Origin of the sequence: Acinetobacter sp. RIT698, from assembly GCF_009668065.1 — a bacterium.
Taxonomy (GTDB): domain Bacteria; phylum Pseudomonadota; class Gammaproteobacteria; order Pseudomonadales; family Moraxellaceae; genus Acinetobacter; species Acinetobacter guillouiae.
The window spans coordinates 1-17,013 of sequence record NZ_WJYH01000003.1; the positions used below are offsets into that span (position 1 = coordinate 1).

General features: G+C 37.5%; 20 protein-coding genes. 12 read left to right on the forward strand and 8 right to left on the reverse strand.

From position 1 onward, the window contains the following. Positions 1-77 precede the first annotated feature (77 nt). The 3 genes from GJV03_RS01735 to GJV03_RS01745 all read left to right on the forward strand — a co-directional run bounded on the left by GJV03_RS01735 (position 78) and on the right by GJV03_RS01745 (position 3,299). Positions 78-1,250 (forward strand): iron-containing alcohol dehydrogenase, encoded by a 1,173-nt coding sequence (locus GJV03_RS01735; RefSeq protein WP_105713693.1) that lies wholly within the window; start codon positions 78-80, stop codon positions 1,248-1,250. 203 nt (positions 1,251-1,453) lie between these two features. After that, positions 1,454-2,296, forward strand: a complete 843-nt coding sequence (locus GJV03_RS01740; RefSeq protein WP_105713694.1) for an SDR family oxidoreductase — start codon at positions 1,454-1,456, stop codon at positions 2,294-2,296. 40 nt (positions 2,297-2,336) lie between these two features. Further along, positions 2,337-3,299, forward strand: coding sequence for an alpha/beta hydrolase (locus tag GJV03_RS01745; RefSeq protein ID WP_004719521.1), 963 nt, complete (start codon positions 2,337-2,339; stop codon positions 3,297-3,299). A 57-nt stretch (positions 3,300-3,356) separates the two neighbouring features. Here GJV03_RS01745 and GJV03_RS01750 read toward each other — a convergent pair whose 3' ends face one another. Beyond that, entirely contained in the window at positions 3,357-4,538 is a 1,182-nt protein-coding gene (locus tag GJV03_RS01750; RefSeq protein ID WP_004719519.1) for a hypothetical protein, read from the reverse strand. Between the two features lie 359 nt (positions 4,539-4,897). Here GJV03_RS01750 and GJV03_RS01755 point away from each other — a divergent pair, with 359 nt between their 5' ends. Next, positions 4,898-6,409: an aldehyde dehydrogenase family protein gene (locus GJV03_RS01755; protein ID WP_004719517.1), complete on the forward strand. Its 1,512-nt coding sequence runs from the start codon at positions 4,898-4,900 to the stop codon at positions 6,407-6,409. A 129-nt stretch (positions 6,410-6,538) separates the two neighbouring features. Here GJV03_RS01755 and GJV03_RS01760 read toward each other — a convergent pair whose 3' ends face one another. The 3 genes from GJV03_RS01760 to GJV03_RS01770 form a co-directional block, all read right to left on the reverse strand. Further along, complete coding sequence (locus tag GJV03_RS01760) at positions 6,539-6,877, reverse strand: hypothetical protein (RefSeq protein ID WP_004719512.1); 339 nt, start codon at positions 6,875-6,877, stop codon at positions 6,539-6,541. Positions 6,878-6,968: 91 nt separating this feature from the next. Continuing rightward, entirely contained in the window at positions 6,969-7,388 is a 420-nt protein-coding gene (locus GJV03_RS01765) for a hypothetical protein (protein WP_154129337.1), read from the reverse strand. A gap of 52 nt (positions 7,389-7,440) precedes the next feature. Next, on the reverse strand, positions 7,441-8,313 hold the full coding sequence (locus GJV03_RS01770; protein WP_146113216.1) for a LysR family transcriptional regulator: 873 nt from the start codon (positions 8,311-8,313) through the stop codon (positions 7,441-7,443). 147 nt (positions 8,314-8,460) lie between these two features. Between GJV03_RS01770 and GJV03_RS01775 the strand changes: the two genes are divergently transcribed. Continuing rightward, on the forward strand, positions 8,461-9,378 hold the full coding sequence (locus GJV03_RS01775) for an AEC family transporter (RefSeq protein ID WP_154129338.1): 918 nt from the start codon (positions 8,461-8,463) through the stop codon (positions 9,376-9,378). Positions 9,379-9,540: 162 nt separating this feature from the next. Here GJV03_RS01775 and GJV03_RS01780 read toward each other — a convergent pair whose 3' ends face one another. Continuing rightward, positions 9,541-10,134, reverse strand: coding sequence for a 2-hydroxychromene-2-carboxylate isomerase (locus GJV03_RS01780; protein ID WP_004719504.1), 594 nt, complete (start codon positions 10,132-10,134; stop codon positions 9,541-9,543). 155 nt (positions 10,135-10,289) lie between these two features. Beyond that, positions 10,290-11,036: an SDR family oxidoreductase gene (locus GJV03_RS01785; protein ID WP_004719501.1), complete on the reverse strand. Its 747-nt coding sequence runs from the start codon at positions 11,034-11,036 to the stop codon at positions 10,290-10,292. Positions 11,037-11,131: 95 nt separating this feature from the next. Here GJV03_RS01785 and GJV03_RS01790 point away from each other — a divergent pair, with 95 nt between their 5' ends. The 4 genes from GJV03_RS01790 (at position 11,132) to GJV03_RS01805 (ending at position 13,800) form a co-directional block, all read left to right on the forward strand. Then, complete coding sequence (locus tag GJV03_RS01790; RefSeq protein WP_154129339.1) at positions 11,132-11,698, forward strand: TetR/AcrR family transcriptional regulator; 567 nt, start codon at positions 11,132-11,134, stop codon at positions 11,696-11,698. A 67-nt stretch (positions 11,699-11,765) separates the two neighbouring features. Further along, positions 11,766-12,482 carry a glutamine amidotransferase gene (locus tag GJV03_RS01795; RefSeq protein WP_154129340.1) on the forward strand — a complete coding sequence of 239 codons (717 nt, stop codon included), beginning with the start codon at positions 11,766-11,768 and terminating at the stop codon, positions 12,480-12,482. A 313-nt stretch (positions 12,483-12,795) separates the two neighbouring features. After that, positions 12,796-13,065 carry a DUF333 domain-containing protein gene (locus tag GJV03_RS01800; RefSeq protein WP_004719494.1) on the forward strand — a complete coding sequence of 90 codons (270 nt, stop codon included), beginning with the start codon at positions 12,796-12,798 and terminating at the stop codon, positions 13,063-13,065. Between the two features lie 201 nt (positions 13,066-13,266). Further along, entirely contained in the window at positions 13,267-13,800 is a 534-nt protein-coding gene (locus tag GJV03_RS01805; RefSeq protein ID WP_154129341.1) for a ClbS/DfsB family four-helix bundle protein, read from the forward strand. Here the strand turns inward: GJV03_RS01805 and GJV03_RS01810 are convergent. After that, on the reverse strand, positions 13,797-14,111 hold the full coding sequence (locus tag GJV03_RS01810; RefSeq protein ID WP_252720667.1) for a hypothetical protein: 315 nt from the start codon (positions 14,109-14,111) through the stop codon (positions 13,797-13,799). The genes GJV03_RS01805 and GJV03_RS01810 overlap by 4 nt on opposite strands. 249 nt (positions 14,112-14,360) lie before the next feature. Here GJV03_RS01810 and GJV03_RS01815 point away from each other — a divergent pair, with 249 nt between their 5' ends. Further along, on the forward strand, positions 14,361-14,570 hold the full coding sequence (locus tag GJV03_RS01815; protein WP_056512760.1) for a hypothetical protein: 210 nt from the start codon (positions 14,361-14,363) through the stop codon (positions 14,568-14,570). A 76-nt stretch (positions 14,571-14,646) separates the two neighbouring features. Continuing rightward, a complete protein-coding gene (locus tag GJV03_RS01820; protein ID WP_154129342.1) occupies positions 14,647-15,201 on the forward strand; it encodes a lipocalin family protein in 555 nt (184 codons plus the stop codon). 75 nt (positions 15,202-15,276) lie between these two features. Here GJV03_RS01820 and GJV03_RS01825 read toward each other — a convergent pair whose 3' ends face one another. Beyond that, a complete protein-coding gene (locus GJV03_RS01825) occupies positions 15,277-16,509 on the reverse strand; it encodes an MFS transporter (RefSeq protein ID WP_004719484.1) in 1,233 nt (410 codons plus the stop codon). Between the two features lie 66 nt (positions 16,510-16,575). Between GJV03_RS01825 and GJV03_RS01830 the strand changes: the two genes are divergently transcribed. Then, on the forward strand, positions 16,576-16,968 hold the full coding sequence (locus tag GJV03_RS01830; protein WP_004719481.1) for a helix-turn-helix domain-containing protein: 393 nt from the start codon (positions 16,576-16,578) through the stop codon (positions 16,966-16,968). Positions 16,969-17,013 lie beyond the last annotated feature (45 nt).

The following is a 17,013-nucleotide window of genomic DNA, read 5'->3' on the forward strand; positions in this document are numbered from 1 at the left end:
CAAAACTGATACTCAACCTCAAGGTGATCATCACCTTTCTGGAATGATGAAATAACAATGGTAGAAGGAATCGCACCATGGCTTTTAAAAATATAGCAGATCAAACAAACGGTTTTTACATCCCATGCGTCTCACTTTTTGGTCCAGGTTGTGCCAAAGAAGTCGGTGCTAAAGCACAAAATTTAGGGGCAAAAAAAGCCCTCATCGTCACTGATGCTGGATTATTCAAATTTGGTGTTGCAGACATTATTGTTGACTATCTCAAAGAAGCTGGTGTAGACAGTCATGTTTTTCCTGGTGCAGAACCAAACCCGACAGATATTAATGTACACAATGGCGTAAATGAATATAACAATAATGGCTGTGACTTTATTGTGTCTTTAGGCGGTGGATCTTCTCATGACTGTGCAAAAGGAATTGGCTTAGTCACCGCAGGTGGCGGTCATATTCGTGATTATGAAGGGATTGATCAAAGTAAAGTCCCAATGACACCGCTTGTCGCAATCAATACAACGGCGGGAACTGCTTCTGAAATGACTCGTTTCTGTATTATCACCAATACAGATACCCATGTAAAAATGGCGATTGTTGACTGGCGTTGTACACCGCTTGTTGCAATTGATGATCCTAAACTCATGATTGCAAAACCTGCTGCTTTAACTGCTGCAACGGGTATGGATGCTTTAACTCATGCTGTAGAAGCTTATGTTTCAACTGCTGCGAACCCAATTACAGATGCATGTGCAGAAAAAGCCATTTCAATGATTAGTGAATGGTTAAGCCCTGCTGTTGCCAATGGCGAAAATCTTGAAGCACGTGATGCAATGGCATATGCACAATATTTAGCAGGTATGGCATTTAACAATGCGTCTTTAGGTTATGTACATGCAATGGCTCATCAATTAGGTGGCTTCTATAACCTTCCACACGGCGTATGTAACGCAATTCTATTACCGCATGTGTGTGAGTTTAACTTAATTGCCTGCCCAGACCGTTATGCAAAAATTGCCCAATTAATGGGTGTCAATACTGAGGGTTTAACCGTTACTGAGGCTGCCTTTGCTGCGATTGATGCAATTCGTGAGTTATCATCATCTATTGGTATCCCTTCTGGCTTAGCTGAACTGGGTGTCAAAGCGGAAGATCATGCAGTGATGACATCAAATGCGCAAAAAGATGCCTGTATGTTGACCAATCCACGTAAAGCAACTGATGCTCAAGTCATTAAAATTTTTGAATCAGCAATGTAAAAACGATCCCCTTTGGTTCTACTCAGCCTGACAACTGTTTTAGGCCAAATACAATGAAGTATGCTTGATACTCAGGAATATTACTTTGGTAGTATTCCTTTTTTATACGCTTATCAAAAAATGACAATCATTATTGTCAGATATATTGATAAAGTCACAATCTATGACTATGATGCTTAAAACATCAGCGGATTATTTCAGCAATGACAACAACAAGTAAAACCATCATCATCACGGGTGCAAACACTGGAATCGGGCTTGCAACTGCAGAAACATTTATTAAGGATGGTCACCATGTGATCATTGCTTGTCGTAATCCTGAAAAAGCAAAAACAGCACAACAACACTTAGAGTCATTCGGTACAGGTCAAGTAGACGTGATTCGCCTTGATTTAAATAGTCTTGAACAAATTAACCAAGCAGCCAATGAAATTATTGCCAAATATGAAAAAATTGATGTATTAGTCAACAATGCTGGCATGATGACACCTGATCTTGAGGCCACAGCTGATGGTTTTGAAAAACAGTTTGGGGTAAATTATCTTGGGCCTTTTCTTTGGACATTGAAACTTCTTCCATTGGTTCAAAAAGCCCAACAAGGTCGTGTAATTCATTTGGCTTCAATGATGCATCTTTTAGGTTGTATCCAACCTGAAAACTTTAACGCGGATCAAGTGAAAAAATACAACGGTGTTTTGAGCTATGGCAATAGTAAATTAGCCAATCTGCTGTTTAGTAATATCCTCGCCAAACAACTACATGGAAGTCATGTCACCAGCAATGCATTACATCCAGGTGGCGTAGATTCTGAGATTTATCGTGAATTACCCAAATGGCAATATGCAATAATTAAACTTGGCCTTATTCCACCATCTAAGCCTGCCGAATTAATTAAAAAAATTGCTTTTGATCCATCATGGGAAAAGCGCAATGGTGATTATGTGAGTTTGCAAACCCCTGCATTTAAATCAGGCAAAGCCAAAGATATACAGTTGGCACAAAAACTATATGATGAATCCTGTGCGCTGGTAAAAGACTATCTGTAATTTTTCGGATTTCATTTTTCAATAAATTCAGGAATATGCTATGACCACTCAATCTACTGAATATCAACCTGATATCCTTGGTACAGGTTATGAAAAACTAACCTTAAACTTAGCAGATGACTATGATGGTAAAGTCATTGCAACTTTGGTACGCAAACAAGCAGCTCAAGCGACCAAGAAAGCGGTGCTCTATATCCATGGTTTTATCGATTATTTCTTTCAAACAGAAATGGCTGAACAATTTAATCAACATGATTATGATTTTTATGCACTTGATTTAAGAAAATATGGTCGTTCTTACTTACCACATCAAAAATATTATTATGTTTTAAATTTGAATGAATATGATGAAGAAATCACGCAAGCATTAAAGATTATTGGTCAGGAAGGCCACACTGAGGTGTTACTGGCAGGACATTCTACAGGTGGATTGATCGCAACATTATATGCAGCACATTATCCACAACATCCCCTTATTCAAGCCTTATGGTGCAATAGTCCTTTTTATGACTTTAATATGCCTGCTTGGAAGAAAAAATTAGCCCTACCCAAACTCAGCGCACTGGGTAAACGCTTACCTAATTTAAAGTTTCCAAGTGAATTAAATAAATGGTATGTCACCAGTCTGCATAAAGATTTGCAAGGCGAATGGGATTTCAGCTTAGAGTGGAAAAAACCAACTTACCCCAAAGTATATTTAAGCTTTGTGCATGCAATTTTTGAAGCGCAAAAAGAAATTCATGCAGGCGTACAGATCAATGTACCAACCTTGGTGATGCATTCTCACAAAACGACCTATCCCAAGAAATTTAACCGAGATGCTCAAAGCACTGATGTTATTTTAGAGGTCAAAGACATCATCAGGGATGCAGGTAAAATACAGGGCGACGTTAATGTCATGACCATTCAAAATGGACTACATGACTTGGTTTTATCGGCACCAGAAGTCAGAAAAGAAGTTTATCATCAACTTTTTTCCTGGTTAGCCCAAAAACAGCTTTAAAGGCTCAAATCCATTTTTCTTTGCAAGCGAATGATCAGTTAAAAGTATCCTGCAAAATCAATGTTCATCTTTATATTTCATTAGAATTTGATGAGCAGGATGCCCGACTGGTGTAAGTTCAATCAGACGTTCAACGGCATCAATCGCCTCTGGAAAATGTGCAAGGTGTTTTAATAAAGCATCTGTTTCATTGGCTTTAAAAATCGCTTCACTCAGGCGTGATTCAAGGCAGTCTCGCCATGCCGATAAAAAAGGACTTTCAGTTTTAGCTAAAAATACACCTTTGCATAATTTTAAAGCGGATTCGGTATAGCCTGCATCTAAAGCATTCTCTGCTTGCAAGAAATCTGCTTCAACATGTGCCAATAAACGATAAGGCCGTGAACCCAGCATGCCACCCAAGATATCGCGCAATTGCGACATTTCAGCTTTTAATGTGCCGACACTCACTTTTCGTTCACCATACAGCGCTTGATGTAAATTTTCCAGATTCATCCCTTGTGGACACAACGCAAGAATAGTCAAAATTTCAATTTGTCGTGGTGTCAGTACCACGATCTTGCCATTGAACAACACTTGTGGCACAGCAAAAGCCCGGATAAATAAATGTTGTTGCTGAAACTCTAGCAATGCCGATTGAATAATTGAGGCACAGCGCTCAGCCGCCAATAATCCCAAACTATTGTGATGATTCCATGTGGTTGACAGATCAATTACTCCTAAAACTTGTTTGGAATATGGATCTATAATTGGAGAGGCATAACAAACCCAGTCATGCACCGAAGACATAAAATGTTCATTAGAAAACACACAACTGGATTGTTGGGTTTTTAATGACAGTGCCAAAGCATTGGTTCCCACCAAATCTTCTCGCCATTGCCCACCAGCAATAAAATGAACACGTTCTGCGGCATTGCGCATTTGCCCACTTGCGGCTGACCAGATAATGGTACTGCCAATATCCCCTACTGCAGCAACCATTGCCGACTGTTCTGCGATATGGGTTAATTCATCACGACAATGTTCGATTGCTTTTTCTAACAGTGTTTTTCTTTCTTGTTTTACATTCATCAAGGGTGCAGCATCACGATCTTTGGGAATCGCAGCTGAATTGGAACGTTGCCATGAACTTGCAATACTCTGCCCGAGTTGATCAGCATGTTTTAAAGACAAACTACTACTTTGGCGTAATTGCTCAATTAAACTCCGTTTATTTGATAACTCTTGTTGGCTTAACATACGCTACTTCCTCTGTAATTCGTTAAAAAATATCCTATCCTTTCTCTGTTGTTTTTATCCAGCGGACCTGCCTATAAATTACTCTAGCACATTAACACAGTGAGCTTAACCTCAGTCAACACAACTCATACCAAAGCTGTAGAATAAAACCAATTTTTTCCAATATTTAGCAATTTTCCAATAAACAAGAAAATATTGCCAAAGATTAAAGCATAGCGCAAATATGTCTTGGATTTCATCCAACCTTTTCCCTACCTTTGACTCTCTATGCTCAAACCATCATGTAAACAATCATTGTTCATACATGCCATATTAAACACATCATGAATGATCATGAATATAAGTAAAGGGATACTCTTATGCGTTATGTAGATCCAAATCAGCCTGGTTCAAAAGTACAGTTCAAAGCCCAATATGAAAACTTTATTGATGGCAAATGGGTAGCACCGGTTAAAGGGCAATATTTTGATAATGTCTCTCCTGTAGATGGTAAAGCCTTTACCAAAATTCCACGTTCTTCTGCAGAAGATATCGAACTTGCATTAGATGCAGCACATAAAGCCAAAGCTTCATGGAACAAAGCTTCTCCAACAACACGTTCAAATGTACTGCTGAAAATTGCAGATCGTTTAGAAGAAAATTTAGAATTACTCGCAGTTGCAGAAACATGGGAAAACGGTAAGCCAATTCGTGAAACATTGGCAGCCGATATTCCTTTAGCAATTGACCATTTCCGTTATTTTGCAGGTTGTTTACGTGCACAAGAAGGTGGTATTTCTGAAATTGATGAAGATACCATTGCTTACCACTTCCATGAGCCTTTAGGTGTAGTTGGTCAGATCATTCCATGGAATTTCCCTATTCTTATGGCAGCATGGAAACTTGCACCGGCACTTGCAGCGGGTAACTGTATTGTGCTTAAACCTGCTGAACAAACTCCATCAAGTATTTTAGTTGTTGCTGAACTCATTCAAGATATTTTACCGCCAGGCGTTTTAAATATTGTCAATGGTTACGGCGTTGAAGTGGGTCGCCCACTGGCAACCAATCCACGCATTGCTAAAATTGCATTTACAGGCTCCACTGCTGTTGGTCAAATGATCATGCAATATGCAACTGAAAATATTATTCCTGTGACACTTGAGCTTGGTGGTAAATCACCAAACATTTTCTTTGAAGATGTCATGGATAAAGATGATGACTATTTAGACAAAGCGCTTGAAGGCTTTGCCATGTTCGCTTTAAACCAAGGTGAAGTATGTACTTGCCCATCACGTGCCTTGGTTCAAGAAAGTATTGCCGATAAATTCCTAGAAATGGCAGTTGAACGTGTAAAACGCATCAAAACTGGACATCCTCTAGATACAGACACCATGATTGGTGCTCAGGCATCTCAAGAGCAACAAGACAAAATCTTGGGTTGTATCGCAACAGGTCGTGCTGAAGGCGCTCAATTGCTTACAGGTGGCGGCGATCGTCAGGAAGTCGGTCAAGGTTTCTATATTGAACCTACCATTTTCAAAGGCGACAACAGTATGAAGATTTTCCAAGAAGAAATTTTTGGACCAGTGCTCTCTGTCGCAACATTTAAAGATTATGACGATGCAATCCGAATTGCCAATGATACGATGTATGGCTTAGGCGCTGGTGTATGGTCGCGTTCTGCGCATACCTCTTATCGTGCGGGTCGTGCGATTGAAGCTGGTCGTGTATGGACCAACTGCTACCATATCTACCCTGCACATGCTGCATTCGGTGGTTATAAGAAATCAGGTATTGGCCGTGAAAACCACAAGATGATGCTTGATCATTATCAACAAACCAAGAATTTATTGGTTAGCTATTCAACCAAAGCAATGGGCTTCTTCTAAGTCCTGTAGTTAATTTACACTTTAAAAAAGCGAACTTCGGTTCGCTTTTTTTGGTCGTGATGACGATACTTTTTAACTCCTATCACAATCAATTCATTATTTTATACAGATTGCGATGATTCGCTAAATTTAGTCGGTTGTTGGATTCAACCAAACATCTTCATAGCCATCCTTATCAATAATGACATGATAACCGTGCTCAAGCGCTAAATAAGGTAAAATTTCAGGTAAATATTGCTGTAAATGCGAGGCATGCAGCGGTTGATAAAAATCATCAGCTGAAGAATATTCTCCACAGTGAATAAACCAAGAAACATTGTCTTGTTTTTGTAGCGCAACTCGAACTGCATAAATCGGTTGTTGACCTAGACTCTGTAATGCAATTGCAACCCTATCCGACGGATTAAATTCGATATATTTTGACTCATATTTTTTGCAGATTTGCCGTTGTAATGTTTCTAAATCCATCAACACATTCCTTTATTGCCTGTTTAGTATTGTTTGTTTAGTTGCATAAACCAAAACGTTCAAATCAGATATATTAAGATCAGCAGCAAAATTACTTACGCCTTTTCCATAGCATTTTAATATTTTCGAAACTATATCCAACCACAACTCTTAAATTCACCATCAATAACATTGTGAAAAACACAACCACAAACATCACTAAACTTCGTGGAAAAAATTTCTGATCTAAAACAGATTTATAAGTATTCAATGCTAAATATAAAATGATCAAAAGTGTGTAAAACAACAGTTGAAAGTAGATTTTGTATCTTGGCTTTTTCTCAACAATTTCCATCAAATATACAGACAAAGCCAATGCAGAAAATGCGGTAAAAACGAAAAAGCTGAGTACCCATAAAATGCTAAAGCTTTTGATATGGCCGATTGCCCATAAGGATAGGTTAGCAATACAGCCACATAGTATAAATGCTGTTTTAGGACGTCCTATGAGTTTATAAATCAAATCATTCATGCTGTGCTTATACTCATCTTTTATTCTTCTGCGAAACGCTCACGATAAAGTGCTAAACCATTTGTGCAATATCAATAAATGCCTGTGTAATTGGACTCATCTGTTTTTTATTCTTCACTGCCAGACTAATAGACCGCTTAATATTCGGTGATAAAGGTAATTTTTGAACATTGGGAAACAGTGTCATCAACTCTTTATTCAAGGCCATATCTGCGACAATTGAAACACCAGCACCATTGTTCACCATATTAATAATGGTCAAAATTTGAGAAAAATAACATTTAATTTTTGGACTCAAATTGGCTTTTCTAAACATCTCTGTCACATGGTTTTGACTGCCTGCTGAGGTCATTAAAAAAGGATGTTCTACCAATTCATCCAATCGAACTGCACTTTGTTGTGATCGTATATAGGACTTAGGAATAAGTGCTACAAAGATATCCTCAATCACAGGAAAAGTATCAAAGCGTTCTTCAGGTAAAACCACAAATCCAACATCAATAGTACGATCATGAATCCATTGAGTAATATCTTTGTCCGTTCCTTCTTTAATAAACACTTCAATATTTGGATATTTTAAACTAAATTTTTCTAGAATTAAGGGAATCAGTACATTAGAAGATGAAGCACCAAAAGATCCAATTCTTAAAGTCCCAGAATGAAATCCTTGTATATCGGAGATTTCTTGCTTTAGGACATTGGAAATATTCAAAATTTCTTTCACATGCACTAAAAGTCGTATACCCGATTCAGTTAACTCAACTTCATTATGATTGCGATAAAACAATTTGACCGACCAATCTTGTTCTAAGCCTTTAATTGCATGAGAAATCGCAGATTGAGAAATTTGCAAACGCTGTGCTGTAACAGTAAAGCTTTTCTGTTCAGCCAACATGGCAAAAATAGTCAGTTGAGTAAATGTCATCGCCACTCTGTCCATGAGTAAAGACTCATTTTACCATGAATAGGCATAAGTCATATTCTTGATTAAAGTTTACTTGGGTTTAGCTTACAGATGAAAAAATCAGTGGGTGGGACTTGGTCGAATTAGGTTCTGCATAGAGCGTTCAGCATGCTACAAATGATTACTATTCTTTTCCCATCCATTGCCCTGATTGGTTTAGGTTTTTATCTGTTCCAGTCGCGTATATTGGAAGAGAAATTCTGGAATGGCGCAGAAAAGCTCAATTACTATATTTTATTTCCAGCCTTATTGTTTAGCTCTCTTGCAAATGCAGATATGAATATGGGGCATCTCAACAGCATTCTCACGGTCATTTTTTTAATTATGGCCATGATCATTGCTGGCGTTTATCTGTTTGCAAAGTTAAACAACACACCTATTGCCCAGATCGGTGTATATGTCCAAAGCTTGATTCGTTTTAATACCTATCTCGGACTCTCGATTGCCACGACACTCAATAATGCTGAAATCAAAAGTATCTTGGTAAATATCCTTGCTATAGCAATTCCCTTGGTTAATGTTGTTTCGATCCTTTCACTGACAGATAAAGATCAACTGAACATTAAAAATATATTCTGGTCTTTAATCAAAAATCCACTGATCAGCTCTTGTATATTGGGAATTACATTTAATGTTTTAAACATCCCTATTTGGTCTGGCTTTGCAAATCTGTTAAATGCTTTTTCAAGTAGTAGCCTGATGTTGGGCTTATTATGTGTAGGAACAGCAATTCAGTTTTCGACGCTCAGAGTTTATCTGAAAAAGTCTTTGCTCATTAGCCTACTCAGATTATTGCTGATCCCGCTTATTGCCTTTATCTGTCTGCAGTTTTTTGAGCTAAGTCATGCCGCGGTGATTGCTATCATGATTTTCTTTTCTATCCCAACCGCATCTTCCGCATATATCTTAACCAAACTGTTAAACGGCGATCATCAATTAATGGCAGCAAGCATCAGCATGCAAACACTTTTATCCGTATTCACTTTGGCACTGATCCTTGCACTATTACAGCATTATTATGTTTAATCTATTATATTTTTGATTCGTGTTTGTTCATCAAATATTTTGCTGATTCAATGTAGTTTTGCTTTGTATAGAATAGCTGTGCTGCATGGCAAGGTACAACACAACTCGATTCTCTCCTGCTAGCAGTCTAAATAATGGAATCAGAATCTATAAGCTTATTTATCAAGATTTAGCCAATTCCATCTCAACAAAATGAAGATGATCAACGCCCCAAAACATTTCATCGCCAATAAACCATGTCGGTGCACCAAAAACACCACGCCCAATGGCTTCTTCTGTCATATTTTTTAGTTGGGCTTTAACCTGTTCATCTGAAAGCCAAGTTTGAACCTGCTCTGTACTAAAACCCAATGATTGAAGCAAGGTAATAAGTTCATTGATATCATTTAAATTACGCGGATGCCCAAACATTGCATCAAATAAAGCGTTTAACACTGTTAAGAATTTTTCAGCTTGATAAAGCTGAACCGCTGTAATCACGCGCATCAGATTTAAAGTATTAATAGGAAAATAGGGATTCATTTGTATTGGAATATTCCAGAGTTTTGACCAACGCCCCATATCGATCATCGAATAACTGGCTTTTGCTGGCACAGCCATTGGACTACTGTTCCCTGTGGCTTTAAAAATGCCGCCAAGCAAGATTGGTTTCCAGATCACTTGTGCTTGATTTTGTTTTGCAATTTTTTGAATCTGATAAAAGCCTAAATAACTATATGGACTACCCAAATCAAAATAAAATTCTACCTGTTTCATTTAGTGTTATTCCTTAACTGTACTGATCATATTTTTACTGTAAAAATGATTCTAGAAAAAACTTAAATCATCACTTCTTAATCTCGCTATATCGAGATAAGTCATCTAGCTATATTAACCTACTCACACAAACCAACTTACTAATATAAAGTGACTTACCATTTTTCCATCCAAGGTCGTAAATCTAGCTCATGCGTCCATGCATCACGTGGTTGCTGGGCAAGATGCCAATAATTTTCAGCAATATGTTCAGGATTTAAAATACCATCTTGGTCTTTTTTCTCATAAAGATGAGGAAAACTGTTTTTAATAAAATCTGTATCAATTGCACCATCAACTACCACATGAGCCACATGAATATTCTGTGGACCAAGTTCACGCGCCATACTCTGTGCCAAAGCTCTAAGTGCATGCTTTGCCCCTGCAAATGCTGAAAAATAAGCAGCACCACGTAGACCAGCAGTCGCGCCAGTAAAGATCAATGTCCCGCGTTGTCGGCTTACCATTCGTTTCGCCACTTCACGACCAGTTAAAAAAGCAGAAAAACACGCCATTTCCCATATTTTAAAATATTTACGCGCTGTTTCTTCAAGAATGCTACAGGGAACATTCGCACCGATATTAAAAACCAGTACCTCTATTTCGCCAATGTTGCTTTCAATTTCTTCGATCAATTGTATAACTTGCTGTTCTTTTCGAGCATCAGATGCAAAACCATATGCTGTTCCACCTGCCTGTTCAATCTCATCAATCAGTGGTTGTAACTTGTCAGCATTGCGACGGGTCATACAACTAATATATCCCCCTTTGGCAAAACGTTTCGCAATTGCGCCACCTGTTGCATCACCTGCTCCAATAATCAATGCAACTTTCTGATTTGATGTTGTTATTTCATCTTGCATATCATGCTTCCCTTTTTGCATAACGATCGTTATTATAACGATTACTATGTTATAGTTTTACTAGAGCGTCAAGGAAAAATTTGATCGAGGAAAATATGCGATACAAATCTGGCTATAAAGAAGAAAAAAGAAAAGAGCTATTAAAAATCAGTGGACAGCTTGCCAAAAAAGATGGTTTTGCTGCAACCGGTGTAGATGGCTTTATGAAAGCTGCTGGTGTGACCAGTGGTGCATTCTATTCACATTTTTCTTCCAAGCAGGATTTGTTTAAAGCATTGGTTGAAAACGAACTCAAAAATAGCATTCAGATGTGGCAAAACAACCCTCATGATCAGGCTGAGTTATGGATTGAATTTGAACTTAATCGTTACTTAACCCTCTCGCATGTTGAACATCCAGATTATGGTTGTGTATTGCCAACACTCGCTACAGAAGTCGCACGTTCTGATGAGGAGATTAAACAACGCTATCAGCAAGAATTACAACGCGGTCATGCCCTATTTACTCAACGCCTCGGAAGTGAAGAAAAAGCTTGGGGCGTCTTATGTCAACTGGTGGGTGCTATACTGATAGCAAGAAGTGTTTCTGATGATTCGGTTAAATTGACCATTTTGGAATCAAGCAAACACTGTATTTATTCTATGTTGCAAATCACAGCATAAATTTAGTTTTCAACCCAATACAATCTAGTATAAATTAGCAATATTCTCGTTAAATCATTATAAAACCATGACTTCCTCCACACACGCTTTGCCGAAGACAATCTATGCCATTCAACATTTAGCATTTGAAGATTTAGGTATTCTTGAAGACACTTTTTATGATTTGGGCTATCGCATACGTTATTTTGAAGCGGGTATGGATGATTTAAAGCAAGCATTTGAATTTGAAGGTCTAGTTATCATTCTAGGTGGCCCAATTGGTGTTTATGAAACTGAAGATTATCCCTTTTTAAATGATGAAATTGCTTATCTTAAACAACGTTTAGCCAAGAATTTACCAACGATTGGCATTTGCTTAGGTGCACAATTGATTGCACATGCTTTAGGCGCAAAGGTTTATGCAGGCCATCAAAAAGAAATTGGCTGGAGTCAATTGAAGCTAAATCTGGCTCAAAATAACCCGTTATTGCCAATCGTTAATACCGAAGTTTTACATTGGCATGGTGATACCTTTGACTTGCCTGTACAGGCTGAATTACTTGCCAGTTCAGCAATTTATACAAATCAGGCATTTAGAGTCGGGCAAAATATCTTGGCGTTACAATTCCATGTCGAAGTTGCGGCAGATGATATGGAAAAATGGCTGATTGGTCATACTTGTGAATTACGCAAAGCTGGCTTAAATATTCCTCATTTACGAGCTGAAAATGAAAAATATGCACCAAATCTTGAATTAAAATCACCACTGGTTTTAGTGCATTTTATCAAACACTTAAATGTATAATCTGTTTATCTATATCAGCATGAAATAGACTTTTCTGTTTCGTGCTTTTTATATCTTATTTACTCTTCCCCCATAAATACAGCGTTGCTCGAAATATAATATCAATACTGCATTGCCTATATTTAACTGACTATACCGTTTACATTAAAAAGATATTCTTTATTCTCACACAATATTATTTAATCATACTTAATATTTTATACTAAGTCGTACCTGATCATTATTTTTGAGCTACAGGATTATACAGAGTAGATACATTAAAGCTTGCTGATTTATTTATACTGCATACTTTAAAACCAAGACTTTGTTTGCAATGAATAAAATATATATTGGCGCATCTGTGCTCATGACAACACTTCTTTCTGCCTGTTCTACCCCTGAAGTAAATACTCAAAATGCAAAACCGCTTGGCATGGCCAATCCTGCAAGTGTGTATTGTCAAAAAATGGGAGGCGAGTCTCAGATTAAAAAAGATGCATTAGGAAATGAAGCTGGATATTGTAAGCTTCCAAATGGAACAGTGGTTGATGAATGGAAGTTGTTTAGAAGTGCACAAGGCGATGAGCAAGCTGCTGCTAAATAATTTTGAATAATCGCTAGGAATATAAACAATAGACAAGCCTTCTTTGAGTAACTGATTTTCTATTGGCAGAAATTTCAGACTCATTACTGTATATTCACTACGGTAATGAGTTGCTCCACCCTTTTCATAGTTAAAATAAATTAGATCTAAACTTGCACTAAATATAAACAGTATTGTATTTATTTTGGGAATATTGAATAGATGAAAACCTATCAATCTAAACAGGAACTGATTGTTGCAATCAATAATTCATTAAATCAATATTTAACAGAATTTGTAGAAATATCCGAAGACTTAAAAAATCATAAAGTTGCAGCTGTAGATAAAACCCCTGCCCAAAATTTAGCCTATCAATTGGGATGGGTAAATCTATTATTAGAATGGGAAAGCAAAGAACTTGCGGGTTTCCCCGTTTCAATGCCGAAAGAAGGCTATAAATGGAATAACTTAGCAAGTCTATATCAAAATTTTTATCAAACCCATGCCCAGCATTCATTAAAAGAAAATACTCAGTTATTGTCTAAACGGGTCAAAGAAGTCACAGACTGGATTGAAAATCTAACAGATGAAGAACTATTTGAAATAAATCAACGTAAATGGACAACCACACCTGCCAACTGGCCACTGTATAAATGGATTCATATCAACACTGTCGCCCCTTTTACCAATTTTAGAGTTCAAATCAGAAAATGGAAGAAACTCAACATAAATACTGAACCAACTAAAAAGCCTTAACAGGTTATTTTTTTCAGTTCTAAATATTGAGAAATGGTGTTATTTAATTCGTCCAAATAATACTGTTTGGGTTTTTCTTGTCCTAATGATTTATCATATTTCATTAAAGTAGACAGGTATTCTGTTTTATAGACACGCTTATATTCATCACATAATAATGCTCTATTTACCTCATTACTGGTATTTTCATCATCCAGTTGCTCATGCATGACTTCAATTGGTTTTTCTTGCTGGATCAATACCAAACTATGCGGATTTGGAGTAATGCAGCCTGTAAGCATAAGCAACAATATCATTGTTATTTTTTTCATAAACTTGCTTCATCGTTCTTAGGTTAAGCTGACCATAAACTATTTATATCTTATATCACCCTCTCAATTTATCGATAACAATTAAAATTTGAGTTTTTCTAAAGTACGTATTAAAATTTTGATTAAGTAACAAAATCAAGATTTGATATAAACAAATCAAATCTAATTAACTAAAAGTGCTGAGTGTTAAAATTCAATCACTCGCAGTTTTATAGATTGTCAGCCCTGAAGGTGTAAAGAATTTAATCCATGCCCCCTAGAAATAAGCCAAACACAAAACAATTGTTATCCTCTGCTTGGTCAACAGATCAAGATTGCTTTCTCATTGAAAACAACCATTTAACTGTTGATCAATTGGTTGAAATACTGCCTTACCAGCATGATGAAATTATCGCAAGAAAAAGACAACTTGGACTGCTTAGAAGAGATTTTTACATGAAAAAACTACATGACTTGTAAGCAAAATTACAATATCCCCGCATCAGGCGCGACATAATGAATATATATATTAAATACTTAAATATAGGGCTATGTCATGAACAACAAGTTTAAAATATTAACGCTCGTCGGTGGAATAGCATTACTTAGTGTTGCGGCATTTGCTTATGCAGGAAATGAAAAGATTCAAACCGTTAAAAATGTAGATTTAAAGAGATATCTGGGCACTTGGCATGAAATTGCGCGCAAACCAATGTATTTTCAAAAGAAATGCGATTACAACGTTACTGCTGATTATTCCTTAAATGAAAATGGCTCAATCAAAGTGGATAATCGTTGTTACGATAAAAATGGCAAGCTTCAACAATCAATTGGCGAAGCATCTGTACAAAACGCGCCTACGAACTCCAAATTAAAAGTAAGTTTTTTACCAAAAGCACTTCGTTGGTTACCTGTAGGGCGTGGTGATTATTGGATTTTAAAGCTGGATGAAAATTATCAAGTTGCATTGATCGGTACTCCTAATAAAAAATATTTATGGTTACTCAGTCGATCTCAACAGCTTGATCCAGCCACGACTGAAGAATATTTAAATTATGCTAAAAGCTTAGGCTATGATTTAAGTGATTTAATTAAAACCAAACAAAAATAAAAACTTAAAAGCCCTCTTTTTGAGGGCTTTTTGGATCTAGCTCATTTTATACGATTGCACTACAAGCCCTTCTGATCAATATCGTCTACGAAATGAGACACAACTGATGAGCAAGCCCACAATCATCAATGCTCCAGCACACAAAAAGGTAAATTGCATCCCATCAATGATTGCTAAAGCCGTTGCCTGATTGAACTGATTTGTGCCGACACCGAATGAAAAAATAGTTCCCATCACAGAAGCCCCGATAATTAAGCCCATATTACGAGATAAGCTAAGAAGTCCTGATACCATCCCTTGTCGAGCTTTGGGAACATCCGCCAAAGTCATAGTATTGTTGGCCGCCTGAAACAGTTGATAACCTAAAGTCAAAATAATGATAGGGAAAATATAGCCACTTAGACCCATCAATTTCGGTACGATAGCGAGCATAAAGCTACCGATAATCAGAAAAATCAACCCTATAGCGACGATATAGCGACTGCCCCAACGATCGACAAGTCGACCCGATGGAATCCCACTTAAAATAGCAACCACTGGTCCAATTCCCATAATCAAACCCACTTGTATTTGATTCAAGCTTAGACCTAGGCTCAGATAAAAAGGTCCAATGACGAGCGTGGTCATCATAACGGCGGCAACCAACAAATTAACCATTAGGTTTGGCGTTATGTTCTGGTCTGGTTGCCATGAACTTAACGTAGGAATTTGTTTTCTAATGCAATCATTAGGCAACAACACCCAAGCCAGAATAATCGCGATACTCGCAAGTATAAACTGTAATCCAAAAATGCTTTGCCAACCGCTCAAGGCAATCAGAAGCCCACCCAATACAGGTCCAAGTGCTGTACCTAAAGCAGATATCGTTCCAAGCATTCCCATTGCTCTTCCTAACTGTGATTTACTGACTGTCTGACGTGTAAGTGCCATTGCAAGTGTCATTAAGAATGCTGCACCTATTCCTTGAAATGATCGTGCAGCAACCAATATCCATAAGCTAGGTGCAACACTACATAGCAATGAAGCCAAACTGAATATAACCAGTCCAACGATCAGCATAGACTTACATCCATATCGATCACCTAAGCGTCCAGCAATCACAACCGTGATCGTCAACGAGATAAGATATCCAATTACAACTGCCTGTACTTGAATAAATGGCAGTAGAAATACCTCAGCAAGTGTGGGTAATACGATATTGACAATGCTTGTTCCCAACGATGCCAATAAGATGGATAACCCCAAAGTGATGGTGATTCCAGTTTGGGTCTTGTTTGTCAATGTTAATGATTCTGTCTGCTCTGTCATGTTGCGCTCTTGTCAGCAGTGGTGTTTAATCACATACTACTAATTCAAGTTGACTTGAGGTCAAGTATGAAATTTCTTGATATTGGTGAAGTTTCAGCAAAAAGTGGAATTAAACCTTCGGCACTACGCTATTACGAAGAAATCGGTTTGATTTTCTCAATTTCTCGTCATGGATTACGTAGACAATTCTCTTCGGAAGTTCTGTTACGACTCACTTTGATTTCAATGGGGAAGTCGGCGGGCTTTTCGCTTAAAGAGATCGCAGCAATGTTCGATAGTCATGGCGCACTTGATCTTTCCCCAAGTGTTATTCACCAAAAAGCTGATGAGATCGATCTTCAAATTCATAAATTGATCGCACTCCGTGACATACTTCGTCACGTAGGTGACTGCCCTGCACCATCGCATTTGCAATGTCCTAGTTTTAAGCGACTAGTTGAGAAGGCAGCTCAGAAATAAAAGAAATTTTTAAAAGATTTTTGATGAGTATTTGCTGAATAGCTA